Genomic DNA, 15,240 nt, shown 5'->3' with positions numbered 1-15,240 from the left:
TCTGGGCACAACCGGCCAAAGCGTGCGAAGATGCCAATCAGCGTTCCTGCCACTCTGGGAGACTGTCACCATGCAACGCCGTACGATCTGCCTTGCCGCCCTGACCACCGGTATCGCGGCAACCAGCCGAGCGCAGGAGATGGAGGTGGTGTTTGCCACCGGAGAATATCCGCCGTTCACATCGCAAGGCTTGCCTGAACAGGGAGCTACCACGGCCCTGGTCACCGCCATCTGCCAGGCAGCCGGCCTGCGCCCGGTCTACCGCTTCTACCCCTGGCGCAGGGCCGAAAGCATGGTGGAGACGGGTGAGGCGTTTGCGGCCTTCCCCTACGGCATCAACAAGGAACGCAAGGAACGTTTCGATTTTTCCGATGTACTCTACATGGTGCGCAATGCCGTGGTCTACCATGCGAAAGACAACGACAAGAACCTACCTCCGCGGTTCGAGAAACTGCAGGACCTGCGTGCCTACCGCGTAGGTGTCATCCAGGGCTCCTTTGCCGAAGGCCCCCTGCGCGAAAGCGGTGTGCGTTATGAAACCGCCTCGACCGTCGAACAATCCATCAAGAAGCTGCAAGCCGGCCGCATTGACCTCTACATTGACGACCAGGCGGTGATCTTCGATGCCGTGTCCCGCCTGTACCCCGACCAGGTGGACCGGTTTCGCGCCCTGCCGAAGGCCTTCAACGAACAAGCCGCCAACCACCTGATGGTTTCTCGCAGCTATCCCAACGCAGCGACGCTGCTGCTCAAGTTCAATGCCGGCTTGGCCGCCATCAAGGCCAGCGGGGAATACCAACGCATCGTCAGGAAGTACCGCCTCAGCCCAGCCAACTGAGTCACGGTGAGCACCACCGTGCGCTTGGGCGGCAGTGCCTACAATGCTCCCCTTCGCGCACGCCCGCGTGCCGCGCCACAGGATTTCCCCGATGACCGAACAAACCACCCCCGAGACCCCTGACACCGCGCCTGACGGTACCCCCAACAAACCCTTCATGCGCACCATCAAGAGCTTTGTGAAGCGGGCCGGGCGGACCACGACCGGCCAGGCCAAGGCGTTCGAGGAAATAGGCCCCAAGATTTTGCTGCCCTACCAGGCTTCCGCTATGGATTTCGAAGCGGCCTACGCAGATTCCGCGCGGGCCAGGGGCCAAAATGGCACTCCAGCCGCTGGCCGCGCACCGCTGGTGCTGGAAATCGGCTTCGGCATGGGCGAGGCCACGGCCCACATTGCCAAGGTGCTGCCCGACACCGATTTTCTGTGCTGCGAGGTGCACGAACCCGGCGTGGGGGCGCTGCTCAAGCGCATTGGCGAGCAGGGCATCACCAACATTCGCATCTGCGCGCACGACGCAGTGGAGGTCATCGACCACATGCTGCCGCTGGAGAGCCTGGACGGCGTGCACATCTTCTTCCCCGACCCCTGGCACAAGACGCGCCACAACAAGCGCCGCCTGATCCAGAGCCCGCTGGTGGCCAAGCTGGCCGCGCGCCTGAAGGTAGGCGGCTACATCCACTGCGCCACCGACTGGGAACCCTACGCGGTGCAGATCCTCGAAGTGCTCACGGCCGAGCCGCGCCTGAAGAACCGCGCGCTGGCCACCCACCCCGAGCTGAACGGCTACGCGCCCAAGCCCCACTACCGGCCGCTTACCAAGTTCGAGAACCGCGGCATCAAGCTCGGCCACGGCGTGTGGGACGTGGTGTTCGAGCGGGTCTGATTTCGCTCCCAAACCGCCCGTGTCGTTGTTGCTTCGCCTTGCCGTACTAGTGCACTGTCTGCGGCTTCGCGCCTAGACACAAGCGCTTTGGAACCGAAATACGGCCCGATGTCCCGCAAGCACCCGCGCCAGCTACTCGTGCGCCCCCCGGCGCGTGATGGCGTGGCCCCCAGCAGCCTCACCACGCCACCGGGCCACTGGCCCAGCCTGCTGGCCTTCTTGAGCGAGCGCTTTGCCCATGTGGGCATGGAGGCGTGGCGGGAGCGCCTTCGGGCGGGTGACGTGCTGGATGCCGCTGGCCAGCCGCTGTCGCTGGATGCACTGTTCACCCCAAACCAGCGCCTGTTCTACTACCGCGAGGTGGCCGCCGAGCCGGAGCCGCGCGAGCGCGAGGTGGTGCTGTTCCAGGACGCGCACCTCGTGGTGGCCGACAAACCCCACAGCATGCCGGTCACCCCCAGCGGCAAGTATGTGCGCCAGACCCTGCTGGCCCGTCTGCGTGCACGCCTGAACCTGCCCGAGCTCTCGCCCCTGCACCGCATCGACCTCGACACCGCTGGGCTGGTGCTGTTCAGCGTGAACCCGGCCGAGCGCAATGCCTACCAGGCCCTGTTCCGTGACCGCACCGTGCACAAGACCTACGAGGCCATCGCCCGCTGGGATCCGACCCTGCCCTGGCCGCTGCGCCGCGAAAGCCGTCTGGAAGTCGGCGCGCATTTCATGCAGCAGGCCGAGGTAGCGGGTGAAGTGAACGCCATCACCACCATCACGCCCATCGAGCATGCCCACGGCTGGGCCCGCTACCGCCTCGAACCCCTGAGCGGCCAGCGCCACCAGCTGCGCGCCCACATGGCCGCGCTCGGCCTGCCGCTGCTGGGCGACGGCATCTACCCGGTGCTCACCCCCGAAGGCCACAGCGACCCGGACAAGCCGCTGCAGTTGCTGGCCCGGGAGATTGCGATTGACGACCCGGTGACGGGCGAGGCCCGCCACTTCACCAGCCAGCGCCGCTTGCTCGATCTGGCCGACATTGCAGGCATTTTCGGCCGCTAGCCCTCGCAGATACTGCGCAGACAGCTATCAATACAGAAGCGACTCGGTGAGCCCGCAGAACCTGCCCTGGCACGGCTGCTATAAGGAACCAGTCGCCCCCCAATACGCTTCTGCACACCATGGACATCCCATGACCGCCCACACCACCAATACCCACCATCTGGACCTGCGCGTGCAGGAGCTGCCGCAGCTGTTCAATTCGATGGACCCCACGCCGTTTCACAGCAAGGCACTCGACCGCGAGGCCGAGGCCTTCATCGAAACCTGGGCGCGCGGCTTTTCGCCCAAGAGCGCCTTGCACCTAACGATTCACCTGCGCACCCTGCCGCCCGAGGGCAGCCCCAATGCCTTGCTCACCGAGGCCATCCACCACCACTTTGCCGACAAAGCCAAGCTGACCCGCCAGGAGCTGCGCGACCTGTTCTGGCAAGGACGCATCAGCCTGCTCATCGGCTTGGCTTTCCTTGCGCTGTGTTTGCTGGGTGCAGAAACCATCGCGCAGGCTGGCACGAGCAACGCCCACGCCATCGCCCGCGAAAGCCTCACCATCGCAGGCTGGGTCGCCATGTGGCGGCCCATGCAGCTGTTCCTTTACGACTGGTGGCCCCTGGCCCGACGCATCGCCACCTACCGCGCACTGTCACGGGCCCATGTGCGGGTATTGCACGCAGGCTGAGCATTGCCTGCAGCCACCGCAGCGGGGGCATTGCCCGCGCCAGCTGCCGGACAGGGTCAACAGCACACGCTTTTTTGGCATCCAGCCCTCGTACATATTGCATAGTAAGCTACTGTATCGATAGCAGAAGAATTGAAAGGCGGCGTCGTCCGGCTCAGGCCCGTCACCGCGCGTTCTTTGCAACCGACGCGAGTTGGCGCACCCGCTGATCGACTTCCTTCAATTCCCTTTCGATTTCAGCGCTGCGTACCGGGTCGATCGGCTGGGGTTTGCTGCCGTCGGCCGGGAACACAGATTCCATCGCAGCCGCTTCCAGCATCAGGGCCGTCAAGCGCCGCATGTCGACCAGCAATGGTTGGCGGGGATCGCCCTTGGGCAATGACGCGCGCTCCAGCGCTATCCCGGCCTGGCGAAGCATTGGGGCATACACCGCTCGGCTGCGTTCATCGACTTCGCGCTCGGTTCGCTTTCCGGACTCGACGTCCTTCACGTCCTGCTGTATCAGCGAAACAGCCTCCTGAAGCTGTCGCATTCCGTCCTGAAACGAAATCACACCACGCATGTCCAGGGCAGCCACAGGGGCGGTCCATGCCAGGGAGACAGCCGCCATGCCAGCCAGTGAGACCGCAAAAGCCGCCCGCGAAGCGAACTTGCGTGCAAAGGCTTCCATGTCGAAGCGCTCCGGCAACACCCAGGCCAGCACCATGCCCGCCAGTAGCCCACCCACATGGGCCGCGTTGTCAATGTCGGGCCGCGAAAACCCCTGCGCCAGTGAATAGAGAATGAAGAACGCCGAGCTTCCCAAAGCCTGCTTACCGATGGTTTTGGGCAGGTGCTTTCCGTTTTCCAGCATCGCCACCAGCAAGGCGCCCAGCACCCCGAACACGGCACCAGAAGCACCCACCGAAACCGACTTCTGGGCCGCGAAATGCAGGCTCAAGGCCGCGCCCACGAGGCCCGAACCCGCATATATCAGGGCAAACAGCCGATGACCGTAGATGCGTTCCACCGTCACCCCGGCCGAGTACAAGCCCAGCATGTTCAAGGCCACATGCATCAGCGAGCAATGCAGGAAGACCGACGTGGCCAGGCGCCACCATTCGCCACGCTGCACTTCCGAAGCGGCATTGCCACCCCACGCCAACAGCAGTTCAGGCGCAACGCCCTGGACACCTGCCCCCTGCCTCAGGGTCCACAACCACACCGCGAGGTTGGCCCCCAAGAGAAGGTAGGTGAGCCATGGCACAGGTGCCATAGCCTTGAGGCGCTGCTGAAACGCCCGCTCGTCGGCAAGATGGTCCTGCACCACGGTTGCCGGTACGCCATCCTCCGCTCCGCGCATGATCAGGGTTTGCTGGATGCGGTCCACCAGTCGCGCCTGGGTTGCGTCGTTCAAGACCCCCAGCGGCAGAAGTGGGCGTGCAGGATTGCTGCCAGTCCAGAAACCTTTCTTGTCGGGGCGACCCGGGGTGGGATGCAGTACCAGTTGCAGCATGGGGTGGCCCTGCACGCGCGTCAGCACCACCTGCGCGATTTCGGGCCACCGATACCGTTTGGTCTTGCCTTGGAAGGCCGGAGCCTCGATTCCAGCCGAATCGACCGTGGCATACACCTTTCCGGCGCGCACGCGACTGCGCAACAACCAGTCCACTGCCAATGCAAAAACGACCGGTACCAGAACACCTACCCAACCGATCCCGCTCTTGCTGGTTGCCGCTGCAACCAGCAGCCCAATGCCAACGCCGAACCAGACCCACAGCCGCGCCTTGGCCATTGAACTATTGCTGGATCCTAGAAACTGCTCCTCCCACGCGGGCAACGTCGGTTGTGTCGTCATCGGCTCCCTGCCTACATCCGAAAAAGTGCCGAGTCTACAAGCACGCAAGCCATCGGTAGGACGGCGGCTCATGGGGGCACGCTTCCCCTGTCCGGGAAGAAATCCCGACGCATCTGCGCAAGGCCCGATTCCGGCGCAGCGTCAATCCCGGACAGTGGCTTGTGCAGGACTTGCGCAAGCGGTAGGCGCGCTACACACCGAAGCAAAGTGCCGATACCTGAACGGCATAATCCATTCCGCGATGTCAGTTCAATAACTTCAGGGAGATTTCGTCGATGCATCGGTACCGTTATGCGGCCACGCTGGCCGCGGTCCTTCTGGCCGCCTGTGGCGGTGGTGGCGGTGGTGGTGGCGGAGGCAGTACCACCAGCCCGGACAACGGCAATGGAGTCACGTACAGCGCCACGCAAATCAGTGCCGCGACGTCCAGCTCCACCGTCACGACCGGTGTCACGGTGTCGGGCAAGGCGCAGGCCCAGATCGTCCCGAACAACCTCACGTCCGGGCGGCTCAATTACGCCGGTCAGTACTACACCGCCATTCGCGGCGCCACCGTGGAACTGCTCGATGCCGGTAGCTCCGCGGTTCTGGCCACGGCGACCACCGACGGATCGGGCAACTACAGCTTCCTGGCCCCCACGAATACCAGCGTCAAGGTCCGGGTGAAGGCCGAAGCGGTCAGTACCTCGACCTCCTACGCCCAGTACAACGTCAGCGTGCGTGACAACACCAACAGCAACGCCCTGTATGTGTTGGACTCCGCCACCTTCAACACCGGCACTTCCGACGTGACCAAGAACCTGAATGCCGATTCCGGCTGGGACACCAACACCGCCACCTACACCGGCACCCGTGCGTCGGGGCCATTTGCCCTGCTGGATACGGCCTACAAGGGCATGCTCAAGATCGCCAAGGCCAAGTCGCTTGTCGTCATCCCCAAACTCAACATGTTCTGGAGCGTCAACAACCGCCCATCATCGGGTACTCTCTCGGCAGGCGACATAGGCACCAGCTTCTTTGGCGGCTACGACAGCGGCAGCGGCGCCTACCAACTCTACATCCTGGGCAAGGAAGGCGTGGATACCGACGAGTTCGATGAAACGGTTGTCGCACACGAATTCGGCCACTACATGCAGGCCGCCTTTTCGCGCGACAACTCCATCGGGGGCAGCCACGCCTTCAACCACAAGCTCGACATGCGCGTCGCCTTCTCCGAGGGGTGGGGCAATGCGTGGGGCGGCATCGCCACAGAAAGGACGGTGTACTCGGATTCCAGCGGTACTGCGCAGGCTTCCGGTTTCACCGTCAACCTCGCCAGCAGCGGCGGATCGTCCAAGGGGTGGTTCAACGAAACCAGCGTAGCCTACGTGCTGACCACGATCAACCAGAACAGTGGTTTCACGCCCATCTGGGATGCCCTGACCTCCAGCGACTTCAAGACCAACGCCCGGGTCTCTTCTCTGTACAGCTTCTTGGCCAACCTGTCTTCATCGGCTCTCACGGCCGTGAGTTCGACACTGACGGCGGAATCCATCGGTTCCACCGACGGCTGGGGTACGGGTGAAACCAACGATGGCTCCGTCCCGGGCGCCTTGGCGGTCTACAAGACGCACTCCAATTTTTCCGGCACCAACGCGCAATACTGCGTGGACTACACCTACTACAACTCGGTCAGCGGCGCCAACAAGTTGGGCGTTTCCCAATTCATACGCATGACCTTGCCGTCTTCCAGAACCTATACCTTCACGGCTGGCGGCGGCACCGGAACCGATCCGGACTTCCGCATCTACCAGGGTGGAAACGTGTACTACGGCGAAACTACCGGAACCTCCGAAACGAAAAACGTTGCACTCACCGCAGGCGACGCCGTGATGGTACTGACCGACTACAACAAGTTGACGAGCGCCAATTGCTTCAACCTGTCGGTGAACTAGCGGCTGACACGCAAGCTCCAACATCCCCTTAGCCACAATGAGGAATACACCCATGAAACCATTCCAGTACCTCGGCATCTGCGGGCTCCTGTGGAGCGTGCTCCAACTGGGCGCGGCCCCCGCACATGGTGCTGAAACCGCCCCCGCCAGCACCGCCACGACCAGCGGCCACCCCGCCCCGGTAGCGAAGAAGAGCAAGGCACGCAAGGCCCGGAAATTCACGAAACTGGTCCAGAAGGCGAATGGGATTGACGCCCAGACGAGCTATCGGCTCGAAAGCACGCCCTCTGCTTACCACCCAGTGACGATCACGGTCCAGATCGATGCCGGCGCCGAAACGGTACGCTATTCCTTCCAGCCTGAGGCCCCCTTGCAGCTGCAATCCACCACAGGCAACGGAGTGGCCCCCGCCAACCGCACCACGACAGCCAGCGTGGTCGTGGTGCCACAGGGCGATGGCATGTACTACCTGAGCCTGCACATGGAACAAGGCGGCCGCACCAGCGTCCAATCCATCGGCATTGCAGTCGGCAAGGTCAGCACCGCCCCATCGAGCAACCTGAAGACCGAACCCAGCGGCGAACGCGTCATCATCATGCCAGCCCACTGAGCCTTGGGCAGCCACCATACTCAGGTGTATTTCTCGCCGCCAGACCGCATATCCACTGCGTAGCACGCTATCAATTAAATAGCATTTTCAGGAGGCATGCCTGCTTGCTACACTGGCGCGCATCCGACGGAACAACACAGGGAGCACATACATGGTGTGGTTGCTGACACTGGCTGGGTTTCTCACCGGCGTGGCTGCCGAGGGTGCGGGCGGCGCGCTCATCGGCGCGCTGGTCGGTTGGATCATCGGCCGCAGCCTGATGGGGCACATCGAACAGATGGTCCGCAAGGAAGTGGCCCTGCGCATGCGCGAACACGCGGCCGCCACCGCCGCAGCGACTGCCGCTGCCCGTGCCACACCGGTCACCCAAGCAGCGCAAGCCGAAAGCGCAGCGCCACCCACGGCAAGCACCCGTGTTACGGTGGACACCGAAGTGGCGCAGCCAACGCCCGCAAAGCCTGCGGCGCCACGGCCCCCGGCTGACGCAGAACCCGAAGACGCGTTCGACCGCTGGGTGCAGCACGCCCCGGCAGCGGCTGCTTCGCCGGTTAACACGCCGACCCCCGCTGCCGCCCCGGCCCGTTCTACCGCGCCCCCCGCGACCGGCCCAGACCTCAGCGACAACTTCGATCGCCTGGCCTCGCAGGTACAGCAGTGGATCTTTGGCGGCAACACCGTGCTGCGCCTGGGCCTGCTCATGCTGTTCGTGGGCCTGGCCTTCCTGGCCAAGTACTCCATCGACCACGCCCTGCTGCCGCCCGAAGTGCGCCTGGCCGGCATCGGCCTCGTGGCCCTGGTGCTGTTTGGCCTGGGCTGGCGCCAGCGCAACGACGAAACACGCACAAGCTACGCACTGAGCCTGCAGGGCGCTGGCGTAGGCGTGCTCTACCTCACCATCTTTGCCGCCTTCCGGCTCTACCAGCTGCTGCCTGCCGGGCCCACGTTTGCGCTGCTGGCGCTGGTGTGCGTGTTATCCACCGCCATTGCGCTGCTGCAGAACGCGCAGACCATGGCCTTCATCGGCTTTGCCGGTGCCTTTGCCGCGCCGGTGCTGGCGTCCACCGGCCAGGGTGACCATGTGGGCCTGTTCAGCTACTACGCGCTGCTCAACTGCGGCATCGTGGCCGTGGCCGCGCTGCGTGCCTGGCGGCCACTGAACCTGCTGGGCTTCTTTGCCACCTTTGGCGTGGCCACGGCCTGGGGCGTGCTGCAGTACCGCGCCGAGCATCTGGGCACCACCCTGCCCTTTCTGGCTCTCTTCTTTGGGCAATACCTGCTGGCAGCCTGGTGGTACGCGCTGCGCCACGGCCTGCCGCAGCAGCGCGCGGTGGACGCCACGCTGGTCTTCGGCAATCCCATCGTCAGCATGGGCCTGCTGGCGCACATGGTCTGGGACATTCCCTACGCCAGCGCAGCGGGAGCGCTGGGGCTGGCGGCGTGGTACCTGGTGGTGGGCTTCTGGACCCTCAAACGCCACCCCGGCCCCACGGCAAGCTGGCTGGTGGAGTGCTGTGTGGCACTGGCCTTGGGCTTTGCCACACTGGCGGTGCCGCTGGCGCTGGACGGGCGCTGGGTCAGCGCCGCCTGGGCGGCCGAGGGCGCTGCCGTGTTCTGGATAGGCCTGCGCCAGCAGCGCTGGCTGGCCCGCCTGGCCGGTTCGGCCTTGCAGGGCTTTGCCGCCTTCAGCTACCTGCAGTCCCTGGATTTCTCGCCCGAACCCGCCCTGCATTTCGCCAATCCCACCTTCGTTGGCGCCGTGCTGCTGGCCGCTTCAGGCGCTGCCATCGCATGGCTGAGCCATTGCTACAACGGCCCGGCCACCACCCGAACCAGCTGGAACACCCCCTACCTGGACCTGGAAGCGCATTGGCCGCGCGTGTTCGGTGCCTGGGGCTTCCTGTGGTGGCAGGCTGCGCTGTGGAGCGAGATCGAGCGCGTACCCCACGACGGCACCTCGGGCTGGATGGCTGTGCCACCCGATTACTACCTGGGCCTGCTGGCTTGGGTACTCAGCGCCTGGGCCGTGCACTTCCTGGCGCGGCCGGGTCGGGCCAATCCCTGGGTGGACGCCGCCTGGCCCGCACTGCTGAGCATGCCCTACATGCTGCTGTCGGCCATCGACGCCCTGGAGTCCCAAGGCTACGCCCTGCAATCCGGCGGCTGGTGGCTGTGGCCCCTGGTGCTGGCTGCCCACCTGCACACCCTGCGCCACGCCGACGCCCTGCCGCCCACCACTGCCTGGTCGTGGGTGCACAGCGCGGGCGTGTGGCTACTGATGCTCTTGGGCGGCAACCTGCTGTACTGGGGCGTGGACCAGGCCGGCCTGTGGCACACCGCCTGGGCCACCGTGGTCATGCTCGCAGCCGGCAGTGCCGTGGTGCTGGCACTGGCCAGCGAAGGCCTGCACACCCCACTCGGCCCCTGGCGCCAGCGCTGGCCGCTGCAGACCCAGGCCTATGCCTACCTGTGGCGCGGTGCCGCCCCGGTGGCCCTGCTGGTGCTGCTAGGCGCGCTGGCCGTGGCGCTCACCTCGCGCGGCAACACCGCGCCGCTGCCCTATGTGCCATTACTGAACCCTACCGACCTGAGCGTGGCCTTGGGGCTGGCCGTGACTGCGCTGTGGATGCGGCGGGTGCGCGCCAGCAGCCTGCCCCTGCCGGCCCTGGCGTTTGAGCCGGCCTGGAAGATGGCGTGGCTGGCCGTGGCCTTCGTCGCCATCAACACCGTGTGGTTGCGCATTGCCCACCACTTCGGTGGCGTGGCCTGGGAGGCCGACACGCTGTTTGCCTCCTTTCTGGTGCAGGCAGGCTACTCGCTGCTGTGGACCCTGCTGGCCCTGGCCCTCATGCTCACCGCCCACCGCCGCCAACAGCGCACGCTGTGGATGGGCGGCGCCGCCCTGCTGGGCCTGACCGTGCTCAAGCTGCTGCTCATTGACCTGTCCAACCGGGGCGGGGGCGAACGCATCGTCACCTTCATTGGCGTGGGCGTCATCATGCTGGTCATCGGCTACTTCGCGCCACTGCCCCCTGCCCAGCAGCCTTCCAAGGAATCCCGCGCATGACGCAACGCTCTTTTCCCTATGCCCTGCTGCTGGCCGCGCCGCTATGGGCCCAAGCCGACACCGCGCCGCTGAAGTACACCGAATTCAGTTGGCGCGCCGCGCTGATCACGCCACCCGACGCGGCCCTGGTGCGCGTGGCCTTGCCCGCGCCCGCCTTGGGTGCGCTGCAAAGCCGCAGCGGCAATGACATCCGCGTCTTTGACGCCCAAGGCCAGGCGCTGCCCCACGCCCTGCTCAGCACCCCCAGCGCTGCGCCTATTGACGCCGCCGGAGCGCGCGTGCCGGCCCTGCCGCTGCAAGCACAGGCTGCGAGCGGCTCTGCGCAACTCAGCGCCCGGGTGGACGTGCGCAGCCATGGCAACGGGGGCGTGCAGCACCTGCAACTGCAGTGGAGCGGCACCGGCGCCGACCCCACCGCGCTGCAGGCCGCCGTGTTTGACCTGCGCGCCGTCAAGGGCCTGGTCAGTAGCGTGGACCTGGGCATCACGCTGCCCGACAACACCCCGGTGCACCTGCAGGCCAGCCTGAGCAAGACGCTGCAGCAATGGCAAAGCGTGCCCACCACCGGTCCCGTTTACCGCTTTGCCGGCAGTGGTGCACCCAGCAACCTGCGCCTGCAGTTCAGCAGCCCACAGCAGGTGCAGGACCAGTTTCTGCTGCTGCAATGGCCCGCCAGCGCCCAGGTGAAAGTGCAAGCCCTGCAGCTGCGCACTGTGTCTGCCGCGCCCACCCCTGCCATGGTGGAGGTGGGCCTGCCGCCGGGCGACCCGGCACGCTCCGGCAAGGGCCTGGAATGGACGCTGCCGCCCGGTGCCCACGTGGCCTCGGTGCAATGGAGCCTGACCCAGCCCAACCAGCTGCGCACCTACCAGCTGCAAGGCCGCCGCGCCACCAGCCCCGGCAGCAACAGCACTGCCGCCTGGGAGAGCCTGGGCAGCGTGGTGGTGTACCACCTGCAGCAGGGCGCTAACATCCGCCACAATGCCCCCCACCCCCTGCCGGCAGGCGACTGGCGCACCCTGCGCCTGACCGACTGGCCCAGTGGCGACACCCCGGTGGCGGACGGCCTGCAAGCCAAGCTGCAACTGCAGCCCGTCACGCTGGCGTTTCTGGCCAACGGCCAGGCACCCTACACCCTGGCCGTGGGCCGCTCCGACACGCCCGCAGCAGCGCTGCCCGCCGCCACACTCACCACGGCCGCCGCCACGCCACCGGACACCTGGCCCCTGGCCGGCATCGGCGCAGCCGTGTCCGCACCCAATGCCCAGGCCAAGCGCTTTGCCGACCGCTGGCGCTACTTCCTGGAAGACTCCAATGCCCGCGCCGGCTTCCTGTGGCTGGTGCTAGGCGCAGCCGTGCTGGCGCTGGGCGCCGTGGCCCTGAAGCTGCTGCGCAGCAACCGCGCCGCCGCAGACAGCGCGGCACCGCCTTCCGCATAGGTTTTATGGGCCTTTTTGGCCCCTAGCCCGCAACAAAATTGCGTGAGCAGCTACGTTTTCCATAGCAGCTGGCAGACACCTGCTGCCACTGCCATGCACGCACTGGCCCCGCCGCAGGCCGCCGCCTGTGCTACCCTGCCCGTTTTCGTACCCTGCCTGTAACCGCCGTGTCTCCCGTCCGCATTGCCATCAATGGTTTTGGCCGCATTGGCCGCTGCATCCTCCGTGCCCTGGTCGAGTCCGGCCGCACTTCCGAATTCGAACTCGTCGCCATCAACGAACTGGCCCCGGCCGAATCCATCGAACACCTGCTGCGCTTTGACAGCAGCCACGGCCGCTTTCCCGGCACGCTGGAGCGCGTGGGCGAATACCTGGTCGTCAACGGCCATGCCGTGCGCCTGCTGAGCCAGCGCGACCCGGCCCAGCTGCCCTGGCGCGAACTGGCGGTGGACGTGGTGCTGGAGTGCACCGGCACCATGCAAAGCGCTGCCCAGCTCGACCGCCACCTCGCCGCCGGTGCCAAAAAAGTGCTGCTGAGCCAACCCGGTGGCCATGACCTGGACTACACCTGCGTCTTCGGCACCAACCATGCGGGATTGCTACCCAGCCACACCCGCGTGTCCAACGGCTCGTGCACCAGCAACTGCGTGGTGCCCGTCATCGACGTGCTGGACCGCACCTTTGGCGTGGAAAGCGGTGCTGTCACCACCATGCACGCGTCCATGAACGACCAGTCCGTCATCGACGCCTACCACCCCGACCTGCGCCGCGCCCGCGCTGCCAACGTCTCCATCATCCCCGTGGACACCAAGCTTGCCGCCGGCATCCAGCGCGTGCTGCCGCAGCTGGAAGGCCGCTTCGAAGCCATTGCCGTGCGCGTGCCCACCATCAACGTCACCGCCATGGACCTGGCGCTGACCCTGCGCGCCGACGTGACCGCGCAGGACATCAACCGCGTGCTCAGCGAAGCGGCCAATGCTGACCTGCAAGGCATCCTGGGCTACACCGAAGCCCCGCTGGTCTCCATCGACTTCAACCACGACCCACGCTCGGTGGTGGTGGACGGTTCCCTCACCCGCGTAGCCCACAAACGCCTGCTCAAGGCGCTGCTGTGGTGCGACAACGAATGGGGCTTTGCGAACCGGATGCTGGATACGGCGGGGAGGATGGGATGTGGTGGTTGAATAGGTGCTCAGGATTGTGATCAACCGTTGCTAAATGAAGACCTTGGTTGATTCGGGTCAAATGACCAATAAGAAGCTTATATGCCAAGAATAATAAGGAAGACAGGGAAAACATATGCCGATAGATAGCAATAAGCCACTCGAAACAAATCAAAAACAAAAAAATATAACCAAAAACATTGGTGCAAGACGAGTTAAAAGCCTTGCAGGACTATCGCTCGCTCTTTGGCTTGCTTCATTGGCTTTGCCTGGATTTACATTAAATGGAGATCCATCAAAAATCTACTATGGCCTTCACATTCTGATTGAAGGTGTACTACTGGGATGGTTAACAGGAAAAATCGCTGCTTATGCAAATATCGCCTACATCTATGCAGTAGCAACGATTTACGCAGACAAGACTCCGATCAAATCCACAATTTTAATGATCGGCGTAGCTAGCACCACATTCTTTGTTCACGACATCCTTGTTGACGAAGGAGGTCATCACGAACAGATTACATCCTGGGGCTGGGGAGTAGTAATTTGGGGAGTTTCACTTCTATTGCTTGGTATAGCAACTCTCACAAAACTCTATCAACTATCAATTCGCAGCATTGGAATTTTTTTAACTATTCCTTTATTAATTGTTTTATCCATCTTTGCAGTAAATATTCATCAATGGAATAATGCAAACTCTCAGGATCGCCATTTATACTTAACACGAGGTACCGCGTTTACAGTTGCGAAATTATGCGAAGTACCAATCAGTCGAGTCTCCGCACCGATCGTACAAGAAGGTGACCACGTAATCGTTGACCACTCCATGAATGAGTTCATGAGTGCATATTTGCATTGGTCTGGCCCAATACTGAAAACCTACGAGCAAGATGGATTCGAATGGACGTATCGCGACAATAGACCAGACTATGTCATTGGACGGAAGATTGACAACAACGCCAAACCAGCCAAATATGTACTTCGAGTAGTATCACGTGACTCAACTCAACTCATTCAGTTGATTGACAATTATTCTCACACTATCGCATATGAACAAAAGATACAATTTGGCTCCTTTCATGGGCGCAACCACTGTCCAGCAGCATATGGCTACCAAGGATATATTCAGTCTATTCTTACAGCTATAGGCCAGAACAAAAATTCAAAATATTACACCGGAATACGAACCACCGAAGAAGCGCGGATTGATTGCAGCGATGAATATATAACACCGCTAATCAATGGTCGAAGGACACCTCAAAAATTTTGCTCAAATAAGTATATTGTAATTTGGTATCCCAATCGATCTCCAACAGAGGGGACAAACTCCATATACCTTAGCGCAATGGCCCTTGACAGGGAGAGCATGGCTCTTGTAGACAACTATAGTGATCATATTACATGCCCAGGCAGAGACTGTGACTTGGTTTATTCACAGGAACACATCGGCTTTCGAGTTACAGAATCATCAATTTACCTATTAACCCCCGCGGGAGATATAGAAATAAAGAAGGAATACAGAAATCAGTAGAGACTAGCTATGCATTTTTTGTTTGGTGGCAGAGTGGTTGTAAAACGATATTCGATCGCTTGCGGTCTTTCTGTTTGCCCTCCACCACAAAAGACATAGCGCCTGCAGCTTTCACTGCAGGCGCTTTTGTTTTGAAGCTGCAAAAACCTACTGCACGCAGACCGCGTCTTGCAGTCCTCGTCCCTCTCCCCCTGCAGCCAGTGGACGCCCCA

General features: G+C 63.0%; 11 protein-coding genes. 10 read left to right on the top strand and 1 reads right to left on the bottom strand.

Features of this window, described 5'->3' with window-relative positions; all coding sequences use genetic code 11:
* Positions 1-70: 70 nt before the first annotated feature.
* From RQP54_RS10935 to RQP54_RS10920, 4 genes are all read left to right on the top strand, one after another.
* Entirely contained in the window at positions 71-838 is a 768-nt protein-coding gene (locus tag RQP54_RS10935) for a transporter substrate-binding domain-containing protein (protein WP_315678307.1), read from the top strand.
* 91 nt (positions 839-929) lie between these two features.
* Entirely contained in the window at positions 930-1,721 is a 792-nt protein-coding gene (trmB, locus tag RQP54_RS10930) for a tRNA (guanosine(46)-N7)-methyltransferase TrmB (protein WP_409997559.1), read from the top strand.
* A 108-nt stretch (positions 1,722-1,829) separates the two neighbouring features.
* Positions 1,830-2,774, top strand: a complete 945-nt coding sequence (locus RQP54_RS10925; protein ID WP_315678306.1) for a pseudouridine synthase — start codon at positions 1,830-1,832, stop codon at positions 2,772-2,774.
* Positions 2,775-2,904: 130 nt separating this feature from the next.
* Positions 2,905-3,450: a hypothetical protein gene (locus RQP54_RS10920; RefSeq protein ID WP_315678305.1), complete on the top strand. Its 546-nt coding sequence runs from the start codon at positions 2,905-2,907 to the stop codon at positions 3,448-3,450.
* Positions 3,451-3,613: 163 nt separating this feature from the next.
* Here the strand turns inward: RQP54_RS10920 and RQP54_RS10915 are convergent, their stop codons facing one another.
* Entirely contained in the window at positions 3,614-5,287 is a 1,674-nt protein-coding gene (locus RQP54_RS10915) for a rhomboid family intramembrane serine protease (RefSeq protein WP_315678304.1), read from the bottom strand.
* Positions 5,288-5,562: 275 nt separating this feature from the next.
* Here RQP54_RS10915 and RQP54_RS10910 point away from each other — a divergent pair, with 275 nt between their 5' ends.
* The 6 genes from RQP54_RS10910 (at position 5,563) to RQP54_RS10885 (ending at position 15,028) form a co-directional block, all read left to right on the top strand.
* On the top strand, positions 5,563-7,221 hold the full coding sequence (locus RQP54_RS10910; RefSeq protein WP_315678303.1) for a hypothetical protein: 1,659 nt from the start codon (positions 5,563-5,565) through the stop codon (positions 7,219-7,221).
* A gap of 52 nt (positions 7,222-7,273) precedes the next feature.
* The gene (locus RQP54_RS10905) at positions 7,274-7,831 is read left to right on the top strand and encodes a hypothetical protein (protein WP_315678302.1); all 558 of its coding nucleotides are present in this window, start codon (positions 7,274-7,276) and stop codon (positions 7,829-7,831) included.
* A 151-nt stretch (positions 7,832-7,982) separates the two neighbouring features.
* Positions 7,983-10,895: a DUF2339 domain-containing protein gene (locus RQP54_RS10900; protein WP_315678301.1), complete on the top strand. Its 2,913-nt coding sequence runs from the start codon at positions 7,983-7,985 to the stop codon at positions 10,893-10,895.
* Positions 10,892-12,334, top strand: coding sequence for a DUF3999 family protein (locus RQP54_RS10895; protein ID WP_315678300.1), 1,443 nt, complete (start codon positions 10,892-10,894; stop codon positions 12,332-12,334). The genes RQP54_RS10900 and RQP54_RS10895 overlap by 4 nt, the downstream gene beginning before the upstream one ends.
* A gap of 167 nt (positions 12,335-12,501) precedes the next feature.
* On the top strand, positions 12,502-13,518 hold the full coding sequence (locus tag RQP54_RS10890) for a glyceraldehyde 3-phosphate dehydrogenase NAD-binding domain-containing protein (protein WP_315678299.1): 1,017 nt from the start codon (positions 12,502-12,504) through the stop codon (positions 13,516-13,518).
* Positions 13,519-13,633: 115 nt separating this feature from the next.
* Complete coding sequence (locus RQP54_RS10885) at positions 13,634-15,028, top strand: hypothetical protein (RefSeq protein ID WP_315678298.1); 1,395 nt, start codon at positions 13,634-13,636, stop codon at positions 15,026-15,028.
* Positions 15,029-15,240 lie beyond the last annotated feature (212 nt).

This window comes from Curvibacter sp. APW13 (genome assembly GCF_032337135.1).
Classification (GTDB): domain Bacteria; phylum Pseudomonadota; class Gammaproteobacteria; order Burkholderiales; family Burkholderiaceae_C; genus Allorhodoferax.
This window is presented reverse-complemented; position numbering and strand designations above follow the sequence as displayed.